Here is a 24,803-nt window from a genome sequence, read left to right as displayed (position 1 = left end):
ACTCAATTTAGATGAAAACTTACGAACCAATGAAAAAGTTATTAATATTTACAGCGTTATGTTTGTTTTTAATCGCATGTCAACATAATGGACCGCGATATAATCCTATAGTTAAAATAAAGTATTCCAGAAACACAGCTAATAATATAAATAGTTCTCGTAATTATGCATCTATCACGCAAAATCCATGGCAATATATGCTTAATCAAATTGACGCATATATTCCAGAAAATAGTCGCGTTAATGCAGAGAGAGAACGATTATTACGTAATCCTAAAGGATTTGAAACGATTGCTTCACGTTCAGAGCCTTATGTCTATTACATAATAAATCAACTTCGTAAAAATAATCTACCTGCTGAACTAGCTTTAATTCCTCTTATTGAAAGTGCTTATGATCCACTTGCAACATCATCAGCACAAGCAGCGGGATTATGGCAATTTGTTCCAATTACAGCTAAAGAATACGGACTACAACAAAGTAGTTCATTTGATGCTCGTCGGGATCTTATTGCATCCACTAACTCGGCTATTTCTTTGTTGCAAAATTTAAATAACCGTTTTAACGGCGATTGGTTATTAACTTTGGCGGCTTATAATGCTGGTGAAGGTCGAATAAGAAGAGCCATTGAAAAAAATCAGGCTAAAGGTTTACCAACTAATTATTGGGCACTAGAATTGCCGACAGAAACTATGCATTATGTCCCTAAAATTTTAGCAATTATTGATATTGTTAAGAATAATAAACGATATGGAATTAAGTTACCTGATTGCAATTATGAAAACTCACTTGTTAGAATTGATATATCTAAAAATATTTCGTTAGCTAAAATTGCTAAATACTCTAAGTTATCACTTGATGAGTTAACAACATATAATGCAGGGTATGTGCAACAAACAGTAAATGGTCCTTTCCATTTGCTTGTTCCTTATGCTCATGCGGCAGATTTATTTAAAAAATTACAAGCAGATAACCTTGTTGTCAATGAGGTTACAGAACTTCTACAAGATACTCCTCGTACTAATATGCCATTTGAATTTAGATCTGGCTTTATGCAAAACAATAGTATTGCACGTAAAGAGAGTTTTTCTAGAAATGTGAAAAAGATTGCCTATCTTGTCAAAGCAGGTGATAGCCTTTACTCTATCGCTCAAAGTTATCGTGTAAAGATTACCGATATATTGCAGTGGAATAATCTTAAGAATTCTAAAGTACAAGAAGGCGATATCTTAACAATCAATCTTGCTAATGCAAATCCAATCTAAAATTGACTAATAGAGGATTATGATCTGAAGCTGTTGTACTAATGATTTCAGCAGCATTAAGTTGTAATCCTCGATAAAAAACAAAATCAAGTGGTCTTCCCATAAATGTTTTTCGAATATCCACAGGAAAATTAACAGGCTTAAGCTCAATTGAGCGCACAAGATGATACAACAAATTTAGTCGCTGTTTGCTCCATGCATTAAAATCCCCTGCTAAAATAACTGGACCGTTATGCTCTTTTATTCGAATTAATAGCATACGTATTTGTTGGCGGTAGGCTTTTACACCAATACTAAAATTTACAGCATGAACATTCGCAACTAATAATTGCTTTTTAGAATTGTTGATAGGATAAATAGTAATTAAAGCAGATTTAGGGACACGAATTAATGGCTCTCTTTCTCTGAAAGAAAAAAGAGAAGCTGGTAATACATCTGAAATTGTCATTACGCCAGCATAAATATCATTAAAACAATATGCTGGAACATGATCGGCAATTTTATTATGTTGTGAAATAAAATTAAGTAACGGTGATGTGGTTTGAGCTTCTTGTAATAAAATCAGTTTAGTTTTATCAGCATGTTGTTTAAGAATATCGATACAATCAGCTTTTTTTTGTTTAAAAATATTCCAAACTAAAACCGAAAAGGAAGTTTGATCGATTAACGGCTTATTTACTATAATTGGTTGATTAGGCAAGATTAACTCAACTTCATTACTTGCCTGATATCGTAATGTATAATGTCGTTTTTTAAACATCTTTTCCGTTCAACTTATTCTTCAAATATTCATCAAAAGATAAAGTATCACTCTGCTCTTTTTTATTCTGTTTTTCAATAGATAAATTACGTTGTTGAACAAAATCACCATCAGTTAATAATGCTAAAGGCTCAGCAATAAGCTGTTTTCTATATTGACTTGCTAAAGCTAAACCAAATTTTTCCGTGCCTAAATCACTTATTGCTTGCAATGTTCTTGCTGATAAAGTTAATTCGGGTTGATCAAACATTAAGTCTAAATGCTCGCAGACAGTGCGATAGCTTCTTTCATCGTCTTGATGATCTAAAACATCAGCAACACGTAATAAGTCTTTAAATAATTCATGCCCAACTTTAGCCAAAGGCTCTCGATAGCTATCACAACCCATACCGATTTCAAGCCCTGGTTTTCGGCCCTCCATAATAACTCTATTCCAATTTAGTTTAGCACATTCAAGCTCTTGGCTACTCATTTCAGGAGCAGGTGCTAATGCACACCAAATTAAGAAAAGATCAATAAAGCGTATTTGCTCTTCGGTAATACCCACCGGTGAAAAAGGATTAACATCTAATGCTCGCACTTCAATATACTCAATACCACCACGCAAAAGAGCATCTGACGGTGACTCCCCTGCCATTGGTACTCGTTTAGGTCGAATTGGTGCATAAAACTCATTTTCAATTTGTAAAACATTGTCATTTAATTGGCGATAGTGACCATCAACCTTAATACCTAACTTAGCAAATTCTACTGACTTAGTATGAGTTGCACGTTTTAGGCCTTCAACATAGGTATCTAAATGATTAAACGTAATACCAAGCTGTTTTTGTGCATTATTTGTATACCCTATGTCACTTAATCTTAATGAGGTTGCATAAGGTAAATAACAGTTTCCATTAGTCTGCTCAATAAATGCTTTAGCTTTTTGTGGATCTTGAATAAATGAAGAACACATCGATGGCGATGCACCAAATAAATAAGGAATAACCCAACCGAAACGATAATAATTACGAATTAGCGTAAAATAGCCCTCCGAAATGACCGCTTTACCTTCTTCGGTATTTTTTACTCCATCTCTTGCTTGCCAAAATGCAGTGGGCAATGAAAAATTATAATGAACCCCCGAAATTGTCTGCATCATTGCGCCATAACGGTTTTTTAACCCTTCTCGGTAAACTGTTTTAAAGCGCCCTTCATTTGAAGTACCATATTGTGCAAGGATAATATCTTCTTCATTAGCAACAAAACAAGGCATGCTTAAAGGCCATATCATTTCATCACCAATATTTACACTAGCATAACGATGCAAATCACGCAAAAATGTCAACATATAGTCAATATTGCTATTAACGGGGGTAATAAACTCTAACATTGATTCGGCAAAATCAGTCGTTATCCACGGATGAGTTAATGCTGCCCCAATTTTTGGCGGAAATGACGTTTTTGACAATGACCCATCAGGCAAAATGCGTAAAGTTTCACGTTCAAGGCCTCGTTGAATACCTTGTAAAATGGTATAGTGTTTTTCTAACCAACTAAGTGCTTTTGAGACATCAGGAATCATAATCTTGCTTTTCCTACATTAAGTTTTTATAAGGTTAATATTATCATAATTTACTCGTTACTATAGATCATTTTGGCATTTTGTGAATGGCTAAAATAAATAACGCGTGTTGTAGAAATAAAATAAAAAATAATGCTACCTATTATCAATAGTTAAAACTATCGAGATAAATTTTTATCTATTGCATAGATAGTATTTACTAATCATAATTGAAATCATGATCAATAGAGTAAACATTATGCCTACTTTGATGCCATTCTCTTGTGGTTATGTACTTAAGGTTTGAGGATATTTACATGAACACATTGTTTTCGACATATAGCCACTTTTTTGGCATTAATATTAAGAGAAATAAAGCAATAGAAATTAGAAAAGCCATAATTCATAATTTTAGAAAGCCTTTTATAAAAAAAGATATAAAAACGCATGGTCCTTTATGGAGTCAATATATTGCGTCTCAAGGGGCAATTGATATTAATCATCTTGATATAGATAAAAACATATCGGGTTATGTGTTAATTGATGGAAAAGGCAACAATCTACATCTATTTTTATCTTCTTTAGAAAAGTTTTTATCCTATCTTGAAAATAGAAATGATGGGATATTTCCGCCCATTTATTTTGTAAATAAAGATTTTACTTTTTGCCTTGCTGAAAATGGAGAACGTGGTTCAATGAGGCCAATTTATGTTTATAAAGGTACGATAATCTAAAATTAATAAAAAATAATTATCAATTTGGGCATTAAGGCACAGCTACTATTACCTATATATCAATATAGGAATCAAATGTATTATGTGGCAATGAACCAAGAAATATCCGATTTGAATCATTCCACAATGATTAATTGATAGTAATAGACTTGCTCGTTTGCTTCTCAATCATTTGCCGTGCAAATACGATACCACCTACCCCAACATCTTGTTAAAGCAATCAGTGCTCCATAGGTGGTTCAATAAATTAGAGACAATTTCATGAACTGGGATTATCGCTGTTTTATATTTAAATTTACGATTAGGTTGTCGCTTTACTACATAAAACTGGCGATTTAAAAAACTTGTTGGCTATGCTTTTTAAAACCAAAATTTAGATGATGCCAATAGTTACACCTAGCATTTATTCAACAACTCTAGCGCAGAACTTATGGAAAAATTAAAGCTTTTTATTTTCATGTGCACTCTTTTTTTTCAACAAAATTAAAACTTCCATATGAGCAGTATGTGGGAACATATCAAATAATTGCGATTTAGTAATTTGATAATTATTTAACCATTTTAAATCTTCAACAAGTGAAGATAAGTTACAACTTGAATACATAATATAATTAGGCGACATTTGTTCTAAATACTGTGAAAGCATTTTGCCAGCTCCCCGCCTTGGCGGATTTAGCAATACTAAATCAGGAATCTTTTGTTCAGCAATAGCATACTGGGTAGCATCAAGCGATTTAAAAATTAACTGTTTAAATCCCAGATTATTAGCAGATTTTGTTGCGCACTCAATTGCATCTGGGCTAATTTCAATCCCTGTTAATTGAATATTTTTCTTTATTCCTTGGCTGACACAACTTAATCCAAAACCACCTACGCCACAAAACAGATCCCAAATAGAATAGATAGGTAAATTTGCAATCCAGTCACTTGCTGTTTTATAAAGATTGCTAGCAACATCAGTATTAGTTTGAAAAAAGCTTTTAGGTTTAATAAAAAGAGGAACACCATTTAAGGTCATGGGTAGGAATGGGCTCTTTGTTAAAACTAACTCTTCGTCGCCTTCTAATATTGCCGCATGATTAGGTTGTATATTTATTGATACCACCAATAAGTTTTGAATTTTTTCTTGTAATTGTTTGAAAGAATTATTTATTCTATCAACAAACTTGTGCGATTTTAAAATAAATCGGATCATAAAACAGATTTTATCATCTATTTTACTTTCGGTAATGATAACAAATTTTAACTCCCCTTTCCGCTTATTGATGTTATAAGGCACAAGCTCTTGTTTACGGATGAAAGTTCGAACCAGTTTTAAAATATTTTGCATACTATTTGAGTAAAGAGGACAATCACATAAATCGACCATCTCATTTTCCGTTTGTATACCCAAAATAGGTTTTTCAACAGTACCTAGCACCGCCATTTTTGCTTTATTACGAAAAGCGGTTTCATGGCTAGCAAATGGCTCTTTGACGTCGGTTGGTTTAAACTGATTTAATTGTTGTAACAGCTTATTTTGTTTTTCGGCTAATTGTATGTGATATGGGCGGTCTAACCACTGGCAAGAAAAACATTTTTTTTGCTGATAAAAACGACATTGCATTAATATAAAAACCTTTTTTATAATGAATTATTATGGATTGAATTCACTCTAATAAATAAGTATTGTTTTTTATTTTATACTAAAACATATAGCTTCTTGAAACTTTTTTACAAAAATATTAAGTAAAATACCCATTTAATCCGCTAGTATGATTTGACGAAATAGCGGTGTATGATAGGATATTGTCATTACTATTACAGGAAGAATTTAATGTCTATTAAGTTAAAAACCCCCGCAGAAATCGAAAAAATGCGCATAGCTGGTAAGCTGGCGGCTGAAGTTTTAGAAATGATTGAAGCCTATGTAAAACCAGGCATTAGTACAGGTGAATTAGATAAAATTTGTTACGATTATATTATCAACGTACAAAAAGCCATACCTGCTAATATTGGTTACCATGGTTATCAACACACGAGTTGTATTTCAATTAATGATGTTGTTTGCCATGGCATCCCAAGTTTTGATAAAAAGCTGAAAGATGGTGATATTTTAAATATCGATGTGACTGTTATCAAAGATGGTTTTCATGGCGATACCTCTAGAATGTATATTGCAGGAAAGCCAACAATTACAGGTGAAAAGCTATGCCAAGTTACACAAGAAAGTCTCTACGAAGCAATTAAAATCATAAAACCAGGTATTCGTTTAAAAGAAATTGGTAAAACGATACAAAAGTATGTAGATAAGTTCGGTTTCTCATCGGTACGTGAATATTGTGGCCATGGTATTGGTGAAGTCTATCATGACGAACCACAAGTTTTACATTATGATGCAGATGATGGCGGTGTCATTTTAAAACCAGGTATGACCTTTACGATTGAACCTATGGTAAATACTGGTGACTGGCGCACTCGAACCATGAAAGATGGTTGGACTGTCAAAACGAAAGATCATGGTCTTTCTGCGCAATATGAACATACCATTTTAGTGACAGACAATGGTGTTGAAGTGTTGACGCTACGTAGCAACGAAGATTTTCCTCGTATTATTGAACACTAAGTAAAAAAAGATTCAACAATATGTTATTGTTGAATCTCTCCATTTTATAAATCTCTATCTATAATATTTATATTAGCGTTTTTTTGCGCTAACTTTTTATTTAACTCATCTATTTTACTTCTATGTATATCTTTTTTCAGAGATTTAATATAAGCAGCACAGGAAATTGCAGTCCCCTGATTTGTACTTAACAACATTATCAGCAATCTCTTAAAAATTCGTTCTAATTTAAATTTCATAGCGCTTAGTTTTTAATACAATTTAGTTTTTAATACAATAATGTGTATAACTTGCGTCGATAACCGCTTGCTAGTGGATTACTTGTACCTAGTGCTGCAAGTAAATCAAGTAACGCTTTTTTTAACTGTCCGTCACCAGCATTAAGATCTTTAGTTAATGGGTTAAAAAGCAATTCAAGTGCTTCCTCATGGCGGCCTACCGACATTAATTGTGACGCTAATTGAATCATAAGTTCAATATTGCCTGGTTGCTTGGCTAGTTGATTTTGTAACTGCTGAAGCTCTGGCGAATTAGCCGCTTGTTCAAGCAGTTCGATCTCTGCTTGCAAACTATGATAATCAGCACCTTGATCTTGCAAAGGGATGGTTGCAAGCACTTCTTTTGCTTCGCTTAATTGTTTTAATTGTATATACGCTTTTATCAACAATAGTGCAATATCAGTTCTTGGCTTACCTAGATGGTCAGTTAACGATTTCCACGTCTCTTTTAATAAAGGCAAAGCTTCTTGATATTTTTTTTCATTAAATAAATTTTGTGCTTCAACTAACTTAAGTTCATCCTCATTCGGCAGCACTTTTTTTAGAAAATCATTAATTGCTTCCTCAGGTTGTGGCCCCTGAAATCCATCAACAGGTTGCCCATTTTGAAATAAGTAAACGGTTGGGATCGCTCGTAATCCAAATTGAGCTGCGAGCATTTGTTGCTCATCACAGTTAACACTCGCTAAAATAAATTGCCCATGATGTTGATTAGCTAATTTAGTTAATATTTGAGTCATCGCCTCATAATTTGGACTTCTTGCTGACCAAAAATAAAACAACACGGGAGATTGAGATGATCGTTCAATCACCTCTTGAATATTTTGCTCATTAACATCAAAAATAAATTGATTTTGCATATTATGTCCTAGGGATATGATCGGTTATTACTTGTTGTTTAGAATTTTATCCATTAATCTATCAGGAAGCAAACGTTTAGCAATAGCTGCTATCTTAGTTATTTTTGTTACCCTGTAACGGATTTTTGGCTTAGCGTGCTCTAACGCATGATATAAATAAGGTAAAATGGCTTCAGGCGGTAAAGTGAACCGTTTAGCTATAGGCGGATTTTTTACAATTTTTTCCTTTTCAACCTGATTAACATTATTCGAAAAGTAAGTTTTTAATGGTCCTGGCTCAATTAAACTAACCTTGATATTGGTCTTAGCCAATTCCAGCCTTAATACATCAGACCACGCTTCTAATGCATATTTACTCGCTGAATAAGCCCCTCGCCCAGGCGTTGCAACTATTCCAACAATAGAACTTGTTTGAATAATACGCCCTTCATTTTGTGCCAGCATGGCAGGAAGTAATAATTGCGTCAACTGATGTACACCAAAAAAATTCGTAGAGAATTGAGATTCTAATTGTTCACGGCTGATCGTGTTTAATCGTCCATAAACACCAAAACCGGCATTATTAAATAACGCATATAATTTACCTTCTGTTAAGGCTATAACCGTTTGGGCAGCTTGTTTAACTGATTCTGGATTATCAAGATCAAGCAACACTGTTTCAAACCCTTGCTCGATAAGTTTTTGCTGATCTGATAATTTTCGACACGACGCTATAACACGATAACCGCGTTTTTTTAATGCAATTGCCGAAATAAGCCCTATTCCACTTGAGCACCCTGTGATAAAAATTGTTCGCAATTTCAGCTCCGATTGATTCATATATTGTCAAATTTATCTTCTCAAATTATGATAGCACATCTAAATTAAAGTTACCCAAACAAAGCCCAGAGGATCGTATGAAAATCGCCATTATTGCAGCCATGGAAGAAGAAGTCACCATTTTAAAAAGTAAAATCACCAATTATCATGTTGAGCACTATTTAGGTTGTGATTTTCACTGTGGGCAAATTGCGGGCTGTGACATTGTGTTACTGCAATCAGGTATTGGTAAAGTCGCTGCAGCATCAGGAACAACATTATTATTAAACAATTATAAAGTTGATGCCGTTATCAATACAGGGTCGGCTGGCGGGCTATCTTCTAGCCTCAATATTGGTGATATTATTGTTTCAAAAGATGTTTTTTATCATGATGTTGATTTAACCGCTTTTGGCTACAAACCAGGGCAAATGTCTGGTTGCCCTGTGGCATTTGCCGCAGAGCCTAAATATCAATCATTAGCTAAAAATTGTATCGAAAAACACGGCGTTAATGCAATTGAAGGCTCTATTGGTAGTGGCGATGCATTTATCAATGGGAAAAGCAATTTGGCAAGAATAAAACAAACTTTCCCTCATGCCATTGCTGTTGAAATGGAAGCGGCTGCCATTGGGCATGTTTGTTGGCTATTTAAAGTGCCATTTGTCGTTGTTCGAGCTATTTCAGATAATGGAGATAGTGAATCTGCTGTTGATTTTCAAGCCTTTTTAAAATTAGCCGCAAAACAATCGTCGTTGATAGTTGAAGCAATGCTAAGTGAGCTTGCGTGAATTATCTTTTCTGGTTTGACATATTAGGGACTATTGTATTTGCTATTTCTGGCGTATTATTAGCAGCCAAAAAAGAAATGGATCCCATTGGCGCTTTAGTTTTAGCTGTTATCACCGCCATTGGTGGTGGCACCATTCGCGATATAGTTTTAAATCATGGACCAATCTTTTGGATCTCTGATTCGACTGATTTGTATGTTGCTATCGTTACCTCGTTAGTGACAATGCTTTTATTACGTTATTCACCTTCAATCACGATACCTAAATGGTTATTTTCTGTATTAGATGCTATCGGGCTTGCAGTATTTGTAGGCATCGGTGTGAATAAAGCCATTGATTCTAATGTAAATAGCTTAGTAGCTGTATGTATGGGAGTAATGACGGGTGTTGGTGGCGGTATTCTTAGAGATGTGCTAGCTCGAGATATTCCAATGGTATTTAAAACCGACATTTATGCTACGGCTTGCTTAATTGGCGGTGCAACTCATGTTATCGCCTATAATGCACTCAAACTCCCATTGGAATATTCAACATTAATTGGTATTATTACCACGCTTATTATTCGATTATTGGCTATTTATCGTAAACTCACTTTACCTATTATTGGATTAAAAAATACTTAAACCTCAAAATAAAACCTACACGCAACCAATAATTAAGAGCAATATGGTTTAAATAAAGATTTACGCCAGCCTGTTAATAATTCAGGCTCATTGCCCTTTTTGTCTACTTTCCATTTTACATACTGATTAATTAAGCGCCTTGAAAGCAATAAATCCTCATTAAGCTTTGTTTTTAAAGAAATAGTCTGTGCTGCTTGTTTTAGTTCTTCGGTAATTTTTTTATAATCGGGGTAACTATTCACTCGGCAGATAGTTGAAATGTCGGGTGTAGGGGTCGCTAAAATATCTAAAATTGCTTGCCCATATAACCGAATTTCCTTCCCCTTTACACCTAGCTTGTCAAGTTCAGCTAATGAAGTGGGCAAGTAACGAGCTATTTTCCATAATACTTCTTCACGAATCACAAAATTTAAAGCAATATCTTGCTCTTTAGCCAGTCTGTATCGCCAACTCGCTAATTTATACAATTGCCCTAAACTTTTACCTTTCAGTTGCCAACTATTTTTAATGTTTAAATAAGCATCGTTTGGATCCATTATTTCACATTTCCGATCTACTGCCATTTGGCACTCTTGATAAGCTGCTTGTAAATAATGATTAGTAGTTAATTTTTCCTTTAAAATGTTGATTAATGGAAAAAGGTATAATACATCGTTAATAGCATAGTTACACTGCTTTTCAGTTAAGGGCCGTTTTAACCAATCTGTTCGAGTTTCACTCTTATCAAGCTCAACTTCTAAATATTTTTTTACCAAGCTAGCATAACCACTACTTAAAGGATTATCTAAAAAAGAAGCTAATATTTGGCTATCGATAATTGGAGTCGGCACAATACCAAAATGATGAAGAAAAACTTCGATATCCTCACTGCACGAATGAAAATATTTTTCAATTTTAGGATCATTTAACATCACTAAAAAAGGTTGCCAATCAGTAATATTAATAGGATCAATTAACGCAGCACATTTACCATCAAACACTTGTAATAGTCCTAAGTGAGGATAAAAAGTTCGAGTCCGAACAAATTCAGTATCTAAAGCAATTGCTGAGCTATTTTCAATTTTTGAACAATAATCAGCTAACTGATCATTAGTTACAATAAGTTGATAAGACAAAATCAAACTCCTATTAAAATATGTTTATTCTTTGTGTATGCTTTTTTCAAATTCTATATCAATTACTACAATCTCAGAACGTGTCATTAGCCGAATTGGTGGTCCCCAAAAACCATACCCGCTACTGACAATACTAGTAAAATGATGATCTTGATTTTGGTACAAACCATAAGTATTTTTATACATTAATTTTTCAACGAGATTGATCGGAAATATTTGTCCTGCATGGGTATGGCCAGAAATCATCAAATCAACACCTAATTCTGCTGGTTCATTAAGATCTTTGGGTTGATGATCGAGTAAAATAATTGGTGTATTGGTATCAGTAAACATAATCAAATCGGATAATGATGCCCGTTTCACATCATAGAGAAATGAAGAAAAATCATCTCGGCCAACTATCGTGATACCTAAATCATCAAAAGAAATAATATCATCCTTTAAGACTTTCATACCTGCTTGCCTAAAAGCGCTAATAATATCTTCTTCTCGGTTATTTACTTCATTTGTCGCTAAATACTCATGATTACCGAATATGACATAAGTACCATATTTAGCTTTTAATTGTCGAAATTGCAGATCAAAATCATTTTGGATAAAAGGTTTTAAGCGTTTATCCAATGTATCTCCAGTAATAACAATAAAATCAGCATTAAGCTTATTGACATCAACAACCATTTGTTGAATAAATTGGTGTGTAGTTAACTCATTAATATGAATATCAGAAAGCTGTACAATACGTAAATGCTCGGTATTAGCTGGTTTATTTATCTTAACCTGATAATAAACAATCTTGGGGTTAATTGCCATTTCATGACCAAAGCAAAATAATAATACTACTATAACGATATATGCAATTTTAAGCCATAGATTAGGTTTTACTTGTTTTTTACTTAGCCAACGTACAGTATCAAAAATAAGCAATACAAAAAAGCAACAAATTATTAAGCCAGTAATAGTATTACAAAACAAAGGTAACCAATAAGTTGAAATACCATTCACTATTTTTAAAAAAATGAGCGATAGTCCCGCTATAAAAACAACAATCCAATAAATAAACCGACAACAACCTGTGACATAAAAATCAAACCAAAACAGCCATCGTTTTCCCAGATAGATGGTTGCTAAAACACTAACCACAAATACTATAAAAATAGTAATAAAATTGACAAACCCCATAATTATCCGAGCAGTTGAATATAAAAAAATGCTATAATAGCAAAATTAATTTCTATAGTACCAATTAGTTTTATGAATATTAAAAAAGACCAATTGTTCTCAACACCGATTGATAAACTAGGCGATTGGACGTTTGATGATAAAGTTGCCGAAGTTTTTCCTGATATGGTGCAACGCTCTGTTCCTGGTTATTCTAATATCATATCAATGATCGGTATGTTAGCTGAACGATTTGTACAACCCAATTCAACAATTTATGATTTGGGTTGCTCATTAGGTGCTGCTACATTATCTATTCGTCGTCATATTACTCAAGAAAATTGCCAGATTATCGCAGTCGATAACTCCCAACCGATGGTTGAACGCTGTAAAAGGCATATTGAGTCTTATAAATCCAATACACCTGTGGATATAATATGCGATGATATTTGCAACATCAATATGCAAAATGCATCAATGGTGGTGCTGAATTTCACTTTACAGTTTTTAACCCCAAAAAAACGCCAACATGTTTTGAATAATATCTATAACGCACTGAAACCTAATGGCATTTTAGTGCTCTCGGAAAAATTTAGCTTTAGCGATACAACAGTCGATGAATTGTTATTTAATATGCATCATGATTTTAAACGTGCTAATGGCTATAGTGAACTTGAAATCAGTCAAAAACGTAATATGTTAGAAAACGTCATGCTAACAGATACAATCCAAACGCATAAACAGCGACTATCTGAAGCAGGTTTTAGACATATTGATACATGGTTTCAATGTTTTAATTTTGGATCTATTATTGCTATAAAATAGCCAATTAATTTCAGCGCAATTGATAAGGATGAAAAAATGATTGATTTTGGTGATTTTTACCAAATTATTGCAAAAAATAAACTTAGCCACTGGCTAGAAGTGTTGCCAGCTCAGCTCGCAAATTGGCAAAGACAAAATAACGATAACCGCTTCAATCAATGGCTAAATAGTATTAAACACTTACCATCTAAAATCCCTTTTCAAATTGATTTACTACATAGTGTAACTGTCAATAGTGAATACCCTATATCTTCAGGCGAGCAACAACGAATTACCCAACTACTGAAAACCATGATGCCATGGCGTAAAGGCCCTTTTCACTTATATGGTATCGATATTGATACTGAATGGCGTTCTGATTGGAAATGGGAGCGCCTAATTAATCATATCGATAGCCTAGAAGGAAAAATTGTTTTAGATGTAGGTTGCAATAGTGGTTATCATTTATGGCGAATGATTGGTGCAGGGGCAGAACTGGCTGTTGGAATTGATCCAATGGCACTTTATCTATGCCAATTTGAAGCTATTCGCAAACTTTTGGGTAACGATCAAAGAGCGCATTTATTGCCTTTAGGCATTGAGCAACTCCCTAAACTTAATGCTTTTGATACGGTATTTTCAATGGGGGTGTTATACCATCGTAGGTCTCCACTTGATCATTTATTCCAATTAAAAGATCAGCTAGTTGAAGGAGGTCAGTTAATTCTGGAAACTTTAATCATCGATGGAGATGAACATCAAGCATTAATGCCAGGTGATCGCTATGCACAAATGCGTAATGTCTACTTTATTCCATCGGTTCCAACCATGATTAATTGGCTCAATAAATGTGGTTTTTCGGATATAAAAGAGATCGACATTTCACAAACTAGCTTAGATGAACAACGCAAAACTGAATGGATGGAATCGGATTCGCTTGCTAATTTTTTAGATCCTGATGATCCAACCAAAACCATTGAAGGATACCCTGCGCCAATGCGGGCTGTTTTTATCGCTAAAAAATAAGACAAATCAGTATATAGGTAGCCACAGCTGTAATATAACATTACAGTTAAATGTGTAAAAATAACCTAAAACAAGAGTGGCTAGCTTATTACATTTTGATGAAGAATATACAGTTATCCAATGCAAAACACTTTGTAAAATCCTCTAACATATTATTAAATTAAAAGCATATTATTAAATTAAAAGAAAGTTGGTTAGCTACCGACCAGCTTGATGATAGCAATATGTTATCTTATTACCTAAGATAAGATTATCATATTTTAAATGTATGACTTACTTACGAGCATATCTAATGTCTATAATCATCTAACTCAATTATTGTTCTATTAAAATTCCTCTGATCACTTATTCATTTAAATTAGCTTAAAATTTCAGTTTAAATGGTTTGTAAAAATAAAAAGTTAACTAATGTTCGCTGGATATTTATATTCAACTCAAACAATTAGGTATATTACAAGTAGATTTTTTATCCATATAATTATACTATACAAAGATTTTCTGGAAATTATCACTCATTATAAAAATAAGCTGTCAGAAAATTTATAAAAGCTTTCAGAAAAATAAATGTTTAAACATAATAAATTAATTTCAAAAATTACATATTAAAAATAGGGAATAAACAATGGGATTGCTTAAATTAATCTTGCAGCTACCTTTTTATATTTTGCAAAAAATTGAGGAAATAATTAGCTATTTTATCATTTTTTTATTGGTTTTAATAAAAGGTATTTTTTGGTTATTTAGCCCAATTATTGGCGATATAAAATGGTCAACACCTAGCTGGTTACCTAATGCAAAAGCATTTTATAATAGAATTGGTTCAGCATTAAATAAAATAAAAACCTTAATTGGTGCAAGTATTATTTTTGGTTTCATTGCTTATTTTTCTGGTAATTATACTTATCATTGGTATTTAAACCGTCCTAAACCAATTGAGCCAGCTTCTATTGTTGTTAGTACCTATTATCCTAAATTGAGTGCTCCGACTACAAATCAAGACAGTTTATCGATTAAATTTATTACTGACTCACTTCGTTCTCCTGTTCCGCTAGAATCACTTAATAAAGAAGAAATAACTGAAGGTATTTCTATTTCGCCAAATATTGAGGGACGATGGAAATGGCAGAACGATTCAACCTTAATTTTTATACCCCAAAATACAACATGGCCACTTGGCATTAAATATACCGTTGAATTAGATCAGGAAAAACTATTAGCTGAAAATAGTAAGCTTGAAGAGAGTCATATAACTTTTTATTCACCTAACTTTAGCTATAGATTTAAAAATCATGGTGAACTTTATTCAGATCCTACACAACTTAATATTAGAAATGTTGTTAATACAATCAAATTTAGCCATCCTGTCGATAGAGAAAGTTTTGAAAAAAACATCATTTTATCGCTTTATGAATATGAAAATGATATCTTTTTAAAAAATATCAATTTTACTGTTACCTATGGAAATAATGACAAAATTGCCTATGTAAAAAGTGCACCTATTCCTTTGCTCGATAAGGAGGGTTATTTAAAAATAACAATTAATAAAGGTGTGACTTCAACGTTAGAAGGAAATCCAATAAATTCTGATATAACTAGCACAATAAATATCCCCGATAAATATCATTTAAGCGTTACCAAAACTGAGCTTACCTTAGTTGAAAAAAGTAATGAAAAAATACAACAAGTATTAATTTTATCATTAAGCCATGCGGTTAAATCAGAGGATGTATCGAAAGTCATTAAAGTCTGGAAATTACCTGAAAATCAAGGTCGCTCATATAAGGAACGATATTACAACGACAATTCTTACCGTTATGAAACAAAATTCAATGTAACACCAGAAATACTCAAAAAAGCCATTCCTTTATCAATAAAGCCAATTGACACTGAACTTACTTATCAAAACCAAATTAGTTTTGAATTTAAAACAGAACAAAATTCTGAGTTATATATTGAAGTTAATCAACCTTTATCGTCTCAAGATGGTTACTTTCTAAAAGAACAGTATCACCAAGTATTAACCGTGCCTAACTACCCAACCTATCTTGATTTTGCGGCAAAAGGATCGCTGTTATCCCTATCAGGTGAGAAGAAACTACCTATCGTTTCGCGCAACGTAGAAAATATGAAGCTAGAAATAGATCGCGTTATACCATCGCAACTTCAACATTTGGTGGCATTTAATACAAACTATGAATTTACAGATATGGATTTTGGAGAGCTTAATAATGATCATTTTGTGGAAAAATACACAGTGACTGAAAATTTTAAAGGTGCTCCAGAAGAAGTTAAATACACAAATGTCGACTTAACTCGTTACTTAACAGCCGACACAAATGGCAATAAAAATCGTGGTGTTTTCTTATTAAGGCTTTATGGAAAAGATAAAAAGGACGCTAAATATGAGTTTATGGCTTCTCGCTTTATTGTTGTTACCGATTTAGGTATTATAGCCAAAAAGTCGCTCGATCAATCTAATGATCTCTTTATTCAATCAATAAGCTCTGGCAAACCAATTAATGGTGCGAAAGTTTCTGTACTTGGAATGAATGGGGTCACAATTACGTCTAAAATGACTGATAGCGATGGACATGTCCGTTTTGCTCCATTGTCTGAATATTATCGAGGTATCAAACCACTTTTATACGTTGTTGAAAAAGGTCGTGACCTATCATTTTTACCAATTAAAAGTTATGAAAGGAATTTAAATCTATCTCGTTTTGATATCGGCGGTATTCGTGAAACTATCGAAGGAGGAGAATTACGAGCTCATATCTTTTCAGATCGAGGAGTTTATCGCCCTGGTGACACATTTCATATCGGTACTATCGTAAGGGCACAAAAATGGACTAATTCATTGGCGGGAGTTTCTGTAGAAGCGGAAATTTACGATCCAAAATCCAATTTAGTACTAAAAAAACCAATTGTACTGGACAAATCAGGATTTAATGAACTTAGCTATAAAACCAGTTATGAATCGCCTACTGGTAATTGGTATATTAATTTATACTTAAAAAATGACAATGACGGGGATGATGAAGATTCTCGTATACTATTAGGTTCTAGCTCCATTGTCATTCGTGAGTTTGAGCCAGATAAAACAACCGTATCGCTTAAGTTGTTACCAGAAATAAAAGATGGTTGGTTAAAACCTGAAAATATCCAAGCTGAAATTAAAGCCAAAAATCTAATTGGTACAGATGCAGCTAATCGTCGAGTAACAAATACATTAATTCTAGAACCATCTTCTCCTTATTTTAAAAAATATGAAGATTACTATTTTTATCAAAATATTTCTAGCCAGAGGACTAGTTTTAAAGTTGAGTTAGATGAAGAAAAAACAGACGAAAATGGCCTAGTCAAAATTAACCTCAATGATAATATGGAAAGCTTTGAGGGTAACTATACACTAAGAATGTTAACGGATGTCTTTGAACCAGAAAGTGGCCGCAGCGTTGCTGCTACTGCAAGTGCTTTTATATCTGCGAGTGATTATTTAGTCGGAGCCAAAGCTGACGGTAATTTAAGATACATTAACAAAGATTCTGTTCGCCATATTGATTTTATCGCAATTAATCCAGCTTTAGATAAAATAGAACTAGCAGACTTAAAACTGGTTTTACTTGAAGAAACTTATTTATCGATTTTAGTCAAACAAGCTTCTGGTCTTTATAAATATGAGTCCCGTCGTAAAGAATCAGTCATCTCAGAACAATCATTTAAGATCAATCAAGATAAAACCCGTTATCAATTAGATAGCAAAAATCCAGGCAATTATATTATTCAAATCAAAGATAAAGAGGATAATTTACTTTACCAAGGAAAATATGCAATTGTTGGTACAGCTAATGTTACTCGCAATTTAGATCGTAATGCCGAACTAGCGCTAAAAATTAAAGAAGCTGAATATAAGCCAGGTGATGAAATAGAAGTGTCAATCACTGCACCATATGTAGGCAGCGGTATTATTACTATTGAGCGTGACAAAGTTTACACTTGGAAGTGGTTCCATACTGACACAACAAGCTCGGTACAAAAAATAAAACTCCCTAAAAATATTGGTGGTAACGGGTATATTAATGTCCAATTTATTCGTGACCCAAATTCAGATGAAATTTTTATGAGTCCACTTAGTTACGGCGTTATACCATTTAAAATTTCAAATGAACAATTTAACGATAAAATCGTTTTACAAGCACCCTCACTTATAAAACCAGGAGAAACACTGCCAATTACTTTACATACTAATACGCCTCAAAAAGCGGTTATCTTTGCTATAGATGAAGGCATTTTACAGGTTGCAAATTATAAACTTAAAGATCCATTAAACAGCTTCTTACGCAAGAAAGCATTATCGGTAAGTACATCGCAAATATTAGATCTTATATTGCCAGAATTTCGTCATTTAATAACGGCTTCCGCTCCTGGAGGTGATGGAGATAATAATGATGTATTATCAAATCATTTAAATCCGTTTAAACGAAAAATAGATGAGCCTGTTGCCTATTGGTCAGGTATTATTGACATAGATGGGGATAAAACGGTTGAATATAAAGTGCCGGATTATTTTAATGGTAAAATTCGTATCATGGCTGTATCGGTTGGCGATAAAACAATGGGACATAACCAAATGTCAACAACTGTACATAATGATATTGTTTTACAACCTAACGCCCCATATTTTGCTGCACCAAATGATGAATTTGAAGTTACACTTAATGTAACTAATTTGATAGAAAAAATCGGCGACAAAGTCATTCCAATCAATGTTAAGGTTTTAACATCACCTAATTTATCAATTAATGGAGATAACAAAAAAACAATTGAGCTGGCTAATGGTAAAGATGGTGTTTTGAAATTTAACTTTAAAGCAACCGACAATTTAGGAAATGCAGATCTTCATTTTTCAGCTAATTACAATGATATTACAATTACTCGTGATATTAGTCTTTCAATAAGGCCGTTAACTGAGTATAGGTTAATTACTAAAATGGGAAGAATGGCAAGTAAGAATGAAATCTTTAGCGGCTTTAGAGATATGTATGGCAGCTTAAGTAAACGTGAAGCTGCTGCCTCTTATTCACCATTTATACTAAGTAAAGGTTTAAGCACCTATTTACAAGATTACCCACACTACTGCTCTGAACAAATTGTCAGTAGAGCAACGCCTATTTTGATAGCTGGCAAATATCGCGATTTTGATTTAATTTCGAAACAGGGGCTAACACCTTTATCAGAATTATTTCAAGTACTTCAATCTCGCCAAAATAGTGAGGGAGCAATTGGCTTGTGGTACTCAACGAATAATGTTGATCCATTTATTACATTATATGCAGTAAACTTTATGCTTGAAGCTAAAGAAATGGGATATAAAGTTCCAGAAAAAATGCTAAACAATGCAAATAAATATTTACAGAAAATTGCTAACTCTAGTTACTATGACAATTATGGCTTTAAAATTCGATCTCATGCAATCTATCTATTAACACGCCAAAATCAAGTAACTACAAGTTATTTAGCATCTATAATTGCAGATCTAAATAGAAATTCAAATACGCAATGGAAAAAAGATATCATAGCAATGTATTTAGCCTCATCATATAAAATGCTAAAAATGGATAAAGAAGCCAATAAATTACTTAAACCAATTTGGCAACAACTAGAAACAGCATACGATCATGCTTGGTGGACAAACAAATATTATGACCCACTAGTTGTTGATGCAGGAAGGATCTATTTAATTAGCAAACATTTTCCTGAAAAGGCAAAAATGATTCCAGCTCAAGCACTTGAAAATATGGTTATCATGCTTAACAAACAAAAATACACAACTCAATCCGCTGCAATGACTATCCTTGCTTTGAGTAGTTATTCGTCAAGTATTGATAAATCTAATTTATCTAATGATGCTCTCCAAATTAGTGCAATACCTAAAGAAGGAGAAAAACAAAAAATCATTGCGAATTTAAATGGAATTCTAGCCAAAGGTAAATTTGATGCTCAAGATACTAAAATCAATGTAACAAATAAATCAGATTTACCTGCTTGGTACATGCTTTCAGAGCAAGGTTATGACACAACACCGCCTAAAGAACCAATTAAACGCGGTCTTGAAATCTATCGTGAATTCACAGACCTTGAGGGCAAATCCGTTGAACAAGTTAAGCTGGGCGATAAAATCAACGTGACGATTCAACTCCGTGCGGTATCAGATGATGGAATAACGAATATAGCAATTGTTGATTTGCTACCTGGCGGCTTTGAAGTTGTACAACAACCTATATCTAATCAGGAAGATGCCAGTGAGGAATATGAAGAATATGAGGAATATGACAACCATGAATACAGTGGTTATAACTGGGTTTCACCAATTGCTACAAAAACTGGTACTTGGTATCCTGAATATACCGATGTACGTGAAGATCGTGTTATTATTTATGGAGAAACTTATAATAGTAAAATACAAAAATTCACTTATCAAATCAAAGCAACTAATGTGGGCACTTATAGTATTCCACCTGCATTCGGTGAAGCAATGTATGATCGTGATATTCAAGCTGTATCCAAAGGTGGGCAGAAAATAACTATCATCCCGTAGCAATATTTTACAACTACTTATCCATTTTCCAAACGGGCTTAAGCCCGTTTTTTCAATATATATTGAATATATAAAAAAAGCTATGTTTCAAAACATAGCTTTTTATGCCTAACTAAACTTTATATTAATAAAACTAAATAACGATATCGATAATACACTTAATCAGCAACAAAAGAATTGATTTTTCTAGTTTCATCAAATGCTTGTTCAAACGCTCTTGTCGCCCCATGATAACTTAGAAGTGGATCTTTTTATCTTGAACATTCTTTCATTATATTATGTTTTGTTTGGAAAGTTTTACTAGATGTTAACTGTTTATATAATGAGTCTAAATCTTTACCTATTAAAGTAAAAAATTTATTTCAATCATTTAACTGATTTTCTAAAAATACTCGACCTTTCTCACAAACAATCGTATCTAACTAGATATTTGGTATCGTATTTTTTTAATCTCGGCGAATTTAGGCGGTGGGTTTGGTTACAGGATGATTCGATGATTGTTTCGGTGTTGAATGCTATCACAGACCGGCATTTACGCTGGGGCTTTCCTAAATGTTTTAATCGTATCAGAAAGCTCGGCTATCAATGGAATCATAAACGGGTATATCGGGTGTATTGTGAATTAAAGCTTAATCTCAGGGTAAAGCGTAAAAAACGCATTCCTCCACGATGCCCGGAAAGGTTATTAGTCCCCAATAAACAAGGTGAATGTTGGTCAATAGATTTTAGGAGTGACAGTAGCCGTAATCAACGTCGCTTTAGGACATTCAATGTCATCGATGACTTTAATCGTGAGGCGTTAGGTATTGATATTGCAGTAAGCTTACCAGTAGGAAGGATTACCCGTTACTTAGATAAACTGGCCGAATATCATGGGTATCCATTAAAAATACGGGTCGATAATGGGCCAGAATTTACAGGAAAAACCTTTACCAACTGGGCTAAATTACATGGTATAACCATTGATTATATCCAGCCCGGTAGCCCTTATCAAAATGGCTATATTGAACGATTTAATCGTACCTATCGTACTGAAGTACTCGATTTATATCTTTTTAACAACTTAGCGCAAGCAAGGAGAATAACTGAAGAATGGTTAACGATTTATAACACCGAAAGACCGCATGAGGCATTAAATAACATGACACCGATTGAGTATAAAACACTAAAACAAGCAGCATGATTTTCTACGTGAGTTGTGTAATAAGTTTGGGGTATTTACACAATAAACACACCATTAATAATTTTAACAGGAAGTTCAACCTCTTATTTTCACCATTAATAACAACTGGAACAGAATTAAAATGACTAGATATTAACTTATCGTAAGCTTCATCACTCACATTAGCCGTTGTATAGAAAGTGGTAAATAAATAATAGTTGCTTTGTGTTGGATTAATTAACCCTGAAGTATTAGATATCGAAGGTTTTACAATAAAATTTAATGATTGATCACCATAAGATAACATATGTTTACCATACTCAAATGTATAATTAACACTTAGTTTTGCAGGAATTGTTAACTCTTTTCTATCAATCGTTATTTTTATTTCATTAACGGTAGGATTGTCAATCATACGATCAATAGAACTAGACAAAAGACTACCCGAATCAAAACAACCCACCAACGCTATGTGGTAAACTGACAATAAAGAATAGTTCGTTTTTTCACCGCATTAATTTTTATAAGCATGTAAAAGGGAAGAGAATATTACCGTAAATGGTATAAAAATCATTTAACTATAAATTTTTTATACCATTTGTCACAAATTTAAAATGAGGATGATGAGTATAAAATCATGTAACACTATCTATAATTAAATAAGCACAGCAGTAATTGATTGATTTTTACGATATAAGTAGAAAGCCCTATACGTATCGCCGACCGGTTTGCACCTACACAACGCATGTTGCGAACAATTCTAATAAAAATTATAAACCGTGTCTAGTTTTTGAAGACCCTGCCATAATTGCTCATACCCCATTTAAGTGTGCTTTACGAGATTAGTGGGCAGGGTGCAGTTGCACGCAATTCTAATATAAAGCTAAACCCTCGTGTCTAGCCGTGTACTAAATCACCCCAAGATTTTTGCTTTTTGCGCTTGAAACTCTTCTTCTGTGATGATACCTTTTTCTTTCAATGTTGCTAATTTTTCTAATCTCTCGTACGGGTCGTTATTTGCGTTTTGTTGTTGTATTTGCTGGGTGTTAGTTCCATTTTGTTTTACGGCTTCCATTGCTTCTTTAACCATGTTTGTAAACGGAATTACATTATCTTTATCTACATTTTCGACTGTGTACGTATGCCCGTCTGCCGCTATTACAATTTGACCAAATAATATTTTTGTTTGTCCGCCAACAGATGAGATGTGGCTTAGGTTTATCGCTATTTGTTTTAAACCAAAAAACATACCTTTATCTAAAAAAATCACTCGGTGATTTGTTAATATAATTAACCACGTTTTGCCATCCATGTGTCCAGACGATATTGCGATAGGCGTTTCATCAGGCATTGCAATTTCTGGAAAATGCAAAAACTCCTTTTTAGTAAAAAAACCACTATCTTTAGATAGCTTTTTTAATCGTTCAAATTCTGCTAATAGTTGCTGTTTTGTTGCTGTTTTATAATCAATCATTTTTTCCCTTTTTCGATGATTAAAGTTAGTTTGTCTTTAAGATACTACCTTGCAATAGCTGATATTCATCATCAGTAATCGCACCCTTTTCTTTCAAGTTTTCCAGCTATAGAATAAAGCTAGTTTTTAATTAAACTTTCAACTCTTTAACATACTCTAAATCCAACCCAAGGGCTTCGGTTAAAAAGCGGCGTGGGCTGTATTCTTTTTCTGCATATTCAATATAAGATTCCAAGCAGTCTGTTTTAAATGTACGTTGATCGTTGCTGTCAAAACAGTAACCAGAAAAATAAACTTCGTTATATGAGTTTATTTGCACTTTATCTAATAATAATTCTCTTTTGCCATCGGAATATTCAAATGAAATTGAAAATAAGCCTGAACTCCAAATTGTGGTTAAGCTATTTTTAAATTTTTCAAAATCTTGTTCTTTCTGTTCGTATTCATTATTATCGGTATAGTTTGAATCGTTATATGAAGCAGTTTGAACTGAAGCTTTTTTAGTACAACAACAACAAGCCCTACATTTTTCAATTCGTCCATTTCTGTTGCCTTGTCCGAAGATTGCTCGACCTAACAAAATTAAACCACAAATAACAAATGAACAAAGAGAAACACCACCTAAAGTAACCATAATTGAATTAGGTGGTGAATCGTCTTTAGGAAAAGTAATGATATAGATGGCAAAAATTATTAAACTAAAAATAAAAACCTTTTTTACTGTGATCTTAGATTTTTTTGTAGACATTATTTATTTCCTATCAAATCAATTTAGTCTTTAATACATTAGATTTTTTATCAGTAACAATAGCGCCACGGCTTTTTAATGTTGCGATACGTTCTAATTTTTCTAATGCTTCATTTGTAACATCAATTGATTTTTTCTATTTTGATACCGTCAATGTTGGAGCGCCCTCGCCCGTACAAAACCATTGCGGATTTATTCCTGTATCCACAATACAACTCAAGACAAGATCATGTGGAAACGACTCCTGTGGATTCTGTTCCCTATTACGCTCGCTGAGGCATTCATTAGATCTGCAATTCCTTTTATTGTTTTTTCATAAGCAATCATGATGCGTTCAATAATATTTCGAATATTTGAATCATATTCCATTTATAACCTCAAAAATATTAACAAATTGTTATTGAAACACAACAATGTGCTATGGCAATCCCAAAAACATAACAAAACGGATGGAAAGCAAG

At 33.3% G+C, this 24,803-nt stretch carries 19 protein-coding genes; 9 read left to right on the top strand and 10 right to left on the bottom strand.

Features of this window, described 5'->3' with window-relative positions; genetic code table 11:
* Window positions 1-197 precede the first annotated feature (197 nt).
* Entirely contained in the window at window positions 198-1,265 is a 1,068-nt protein-coding gene (locus tag A9G47_RS00955; RefSeq protein WP_176700628.1) for a transglycosylase SLT domain-containing protein, read from the top strand.
* Here the strand turns inward: A9G47_RS00955 and A9G47_RS00950 are convergent.
* Window positions 1,246-2,025 (bottom strand): endonuclease/exonuclease/phosphatase family protein, encoded by a 780-nt coding sequence (locus A9G47_RS00950; RefSeq protein ID WP_065582657.1) that lies wholly within the window; start codon window positions 2,023-2,025, stop codon window positions 1,246-1,248. The genes A9G47_RS00955 and A9G47_RS00950 overlap by 20 nt on opposite strands.
* Window positions 2,018-3,589 carry a glutamate--cysteine ligase gene (gshA, locus tag A9G47_RS00945; RefSeq protein WP_065641943.1) on the bottom strand — a complete coding sequence of 524 codons (1,572 nt, stop codon included), beginning with the start codon at window positions 3,587-3,589 and terminating at the stop codon, window positions 2,018-2,020. Before gshA ends, A9G47_RS00950 begins: the two co-directional genes overlap by 8 nt.
* Before the next feature lie 296 nt (window positions 3,590-3,885).
* Between gshA and A9G47_RS00940 the strand changes: the two genes are divergently transcribed.
* Window positions 3,886-4,302 (top strand): hypothetical protein, encoded by a 417-nt coding sequence (locus tag A9G47_RS00940; RefSeq protein WP_065641942.1) that lies wholly within the window; start codon window positions 3,886-3,888, stop codon window positions 4,300-4,302.
* 439 nt (window positions 4,303-4,741) lie between these two features.
* On the opposite strand, the gene rlmC is transcribed toward A9G47_RS00940, so the two are convergent.
* Window positions 4,742-5,908, bottom strand: coding sequence for a 23S rRNA (uracil(747)-C(5))-methyltransferase RlmC (gene rlmC / locus A9G47_RS00935; protein WP_065580879.1), 1,167 nt, complete (start codon window positions 5,906-5,908; stop codon window positions 4,742-4,744).
* Window positions 5,909-6,118: 210 nt separating this feature from the next.
* On the opposite strand from rlmC, the gene map reads away from it, so the two are divergent.
* On the top strand, window positions 6,119-6,907 hold the full coding sequence (map, locus tag A9G47_RS00930; protein WP_065566973.1) for a type I methionyl aminopeptidase: 789 nt from the start codon (window positions 6,119-6,121) through the stop codon (window positions 6,905-6,907).
* 268 nt (window positions 6,908-7,175) lie between these two features.
* On the opposite strand, the gene A9G47_RS00925 is transcribed toward map, so the two are convergent.
* Window positions 7,176-8,045 (bottom strand): co-chaperone YbbN, encoded by an 870-nt coding sequence (locus A9G47_RS00925; RefSeq protein ID WP_065566975.1) that lies wholly within the window; start codon window positions 8,043-8,045, stop codon window positions 7,176-7,178.
* A 27-nt stretch (window positions 8,046-8,072) separates the two neighbouring features.
* Window positions 8,073-8,864 (bottom strand): SDR family oxidoreductase, encoded by a 792-nt coding sequence (locus tag A9G47_RS00920; protein ID WP_065588766.1) that lies wholly within the window; start codon window positions 8,862-8,864, stop codon window positions 8,073-8,075.
* A 77-nt stretch (window positions 8,865-8,941) separates the two neighbouring features.
* Here A9G47_RS00920 and mtnN point away from each other — a divergent pair, with 77 nt between their 5' ends.
* Window positions 8,942-9,634 carry a 5'-methylthioadenosine/S-adenosylhomocysteine nucleosidase gene (gene mtnN, locus A9G47_RS00915; protein WP_065641941.1) on the top strand — a complete coding sequence of 231 codons (693 nt, stop codon included), beginning with the start codon at window positions 8,942-8,944 and terminating at the stop codon, window positions 9,632-9,634.
* Window positions 9,631-10,257 (top strand): TRIC cation channel family protein, encoded by a 627-nt coding sequence (locus A9G47_RS00910; protein ID WP_065566978.1) that lies wholly within the window; start codon window positions 9,631-9,633, stop codon window positions 10,255-10,257. The genes mtnN and A9G47_RS00910 overlap by 4 nt, the downstream gene beginning before the upstream one ends.
* 32 nt (window positions 10,258-10,289) lie before the next feature.
* Here the strand turns inward: A9G47_RS00910 and rnd are convergent, their stop codons facing one another.
* Both rnd and A9G47_RS00900 read right to left on the bottom strand, forming a co-directional pair.
* On the bottom strand, window positions 10,290-11,372 hold the full coding sequence (gene rnd / locus A9G47_RS00905) for a ribonuclease D (RefSeq protein WP_065641940.1): 1,083 nt from the start codon (window positions 11,370-11,372) through the stop codon (window positions 10,290-10,292).
* Between the two features lie 24 nt (window positions 11,373-11,396).
* Window positions 11,397-12,551 carry a metallophosphoesterase gene (locus tag A9G47_RS00900; protein ID WP_065566980.1) on the bottom strand — a complete coding sequence of 385 codons (1,155 nt, stop codon included), beginning with the start codon at window positions 12,549-12,551 and terminating at the stop codon, window positions 11,397-11,399.
* Window positions 12,552-12,623: 72 nt separating this feature from the next.
* On the opposite strand from A9G47_RS00900, the gene cmoA reads away from it, so the two are divergent.
* The 4 genes from cmoA to A9G47_RS00880 all read left to right on the top strand — a co-directional run bounded on the left by cmoA (window position 12,624) and on the right by A9G47_RS00880 (window position 22,141).
* Window positions 12,624-13,355, top strand: coding sequence for a carboxy-S-adenosyl-L-methionine synthase CmoA (cmoA, locus tag A9G47_RS00895; protein ID WP_065641939.1), 732 nt, complete (start codon window positions 12,624-12,626; stop codon window positions 13,353-13,355).
* A gap of 36 nt (window positions 13,356-13,391) precedes the next feature.
* The gene (cmoB, locus tag A9G47_RS00890; RefSeq protein WP_065641938.1) at window positions 13,392-14,360 is read left to right on the top strand and encodes a tRNA 5-methoxyuridine(34)/uridine 5-oxyacetic acid(34) synthase CmoB; all 969 of its coding nucleotides are present in this window, start codon (window positions 13,392-13,394) and stop codon (window positions 14,358-14,360) included.
* A gap of 622 nt (window positions 14,361-14,982) precedes the next feature.
* A complete protein-coding gene (locus A9G47_RS00885; RefSeq protein WP_065641937.1) occupies window positions 14,983-20,958 on the top strand; it encodes an alpha-2-macroglobulin family protein in 5,976 nt (1,991 codons plus the stop codon).
* 493 nt (window positions 20,959-21,451) lie between these two features.
* Window positions 21,452-22,141: an IS3 family transposase gene (locus tag A9G47_RS00880; protein WP_081303477.1), complete on the top strand. Its 690-nt coding sequence runs from the start codon at window positions 21,452-21,454 to the stop codon at window positions 22,139-22,141.
* A 4-nt stretch (window positions 22,142-22,145) separates the two neighbouring features.
* Here the strand turns inward: A9G47_RS00880 and A9G47_RS00875 are convergent, their stop codons facing one another.
* From A9G47_RS00875 to A9G47_RS00865, 3 genes are all read right to left on the bottom strand, one after another.
* Window positions 22,146-22,556 carry a hypothetical protein gene (locus A9G47_RS00875; protein WP_141674770.1) on the bottom strand — a complete coding sequence of 137 codons (411 nt, stop codon included), beginning with the start codon at window positions 22,554-22,556 and terminating at the stop codon, window positions 22,146-22,148.
* A 477-nt stretch (window positions 22,557-23,033) separates the two neighbouring features.
* Window positions 23,034-23,594, bottom strand: coding sequence for a PH domain-containing protein (locus tag A9G47_RS00870; RefSeq protein WP_065567524.1), 561 nt, complete (start codon window positions 23,592-23,594; stop codon window positions 23,034-23,036).
* A 130-nt stretch (window positions 23,595-23,724) separates the two neighbouring features.
* Window positions 23,725-24,342 (bottom strand): hypothetical protein, encoded by a 618-nt coding sequence (locus A9G47_RS00865; RefSeq protein ID WP_065641935.1) that lies wholly within the window; start codon window positions 24,340-24,342, stop codon window positions 23,725-23,727.
* Between the last annotated feature and the right edge of the window lie 461 nt (window positions 24,343-24,803).

Origin of the sequence: Gilliamella sp. WF3-4, assembly GCF_001690275.1 — a bacterium.
GTDB lineage: Bacteria > Pseudomonadota > Gammaproteobacteria > Enterobacterales > Orbaceae > Gilliamella > Gilliamella apicola_C.
Note: the sequence above shows the minus strand (reverse complement) of the source record. Positions and strands in the feature narration are given on the sequence as shown.

Excerpts from the sequence above, each read along its gene's own strand:
- A9G47_RS00870 (WP_065567524.1), bottom strand. The coding sequence starts at position 23,594 with ATGATTGATTATAAAACAGCAACAAAACAGCAACTATTAGCAGAATTT.
- A9G47_RS00950 (WP_065582657.1), bottom strand. The coding sequence starts at position 2,025 with ATGTTTAAAAAACGACATTATACATTACGATATCAGGCAAGTAATGAA.
- A9G47_RS00955 (WP_176700628.1), top strand. The coding sequence starts at position 198 with ATGCTTAATCAAATTGACGCATATATTCCAGAAAATAGTCGCGTTAAT.
- A9G47_RS00885 (WP_065641937.1), top strand. The coding sequence starts at position 14,983 with ATGGGATTGCTTAAATTAATCTTGCAGCTACCTTTTTATATTTTGCAA.
- A9G47_RS00880 (WP_081303477.1), top strand. The coding sequence starts at position 21,452 with ATGATTGTTTCGGTGTTGAATGCTATCACAGACCGGCATTTACGCTGG.
- A9G47_RS00865 (WP_065641935.1), bottom strand. The coding sequence starts at position 24,342 with ATGTCTACAAAAAAATCTAAGATCACAGTAAAAAAGGTTTTTATTTTT.
- cmoB (WP_065641938.1), top strand. The coding sequence starts at position 13,392 with ATGATTGATTTTGGTGATTTTTACCAAATTATTGCAAAAAATAAACTT.
- gshA (WP_065641943.1), bottom strand. The coding sequence starts at position 3,589 with ATGATTCCTGATGTCTCAAAAGCACTTAGTTGGTTAGAAAAACACTAT.
- cmoA (WP_065641939.1), top strand. The coding sequence starts at position 12,624 with ATGAATATTAAAAAAGACCAATTGTTCTCAACACCGATTGATAAACTA.
- rlmC (WP_065580879.1), bottom strand. The coding sequence starts at position 5,908 with ATGCAATGTCGTTTTTATCAGCAAAAAAAATGTTTTTCTTGCCAGTGG.
- A9G47_RS00940 (WP_065641942.1), top strand. The coding sequence starts at position 3,886 with ATGAACACATTGTTTTCGACATATAGCCACTTTTTTGGCATTAATATT.
- mtnN (WP_065641941.1), top strand. The coding sequence starts at position 8,942 with ATGAAAATCGCCATTATTGCAGCCATGGAAGAAGAAGTCACCATTTTA.
- A9G47_RS00900 (WP_065566980.1), bottom strand. The coding sequence starts at position 12,551 with ATGGGGTTTGTCAATTTTATTACTATTTTTATAGTATTTGTGGTTAGT.
- A9G47_RS00920 (WP_065588766.1), bottom strand. The coding sequence starts at position 8,864 with ATGAATCAATCGGAGCTGAAATTGCGAACAATTTTTATCACAGGGTGC.
- map (WP_065566973.1), top strand. The coding sequence starts at position 6,119 with ATGTCTATTAAGTTAAAAACCCCCGCAGAAATCGAAAAAATGCGCATA.
- A9G47_RS00925 (WP_065566975.1), bottom strand. The coding sequence starts at position 8,045 with ATGCAAAATCAATTTATTTTTGATGTTAATGAGCAAAATATTCAAGAG.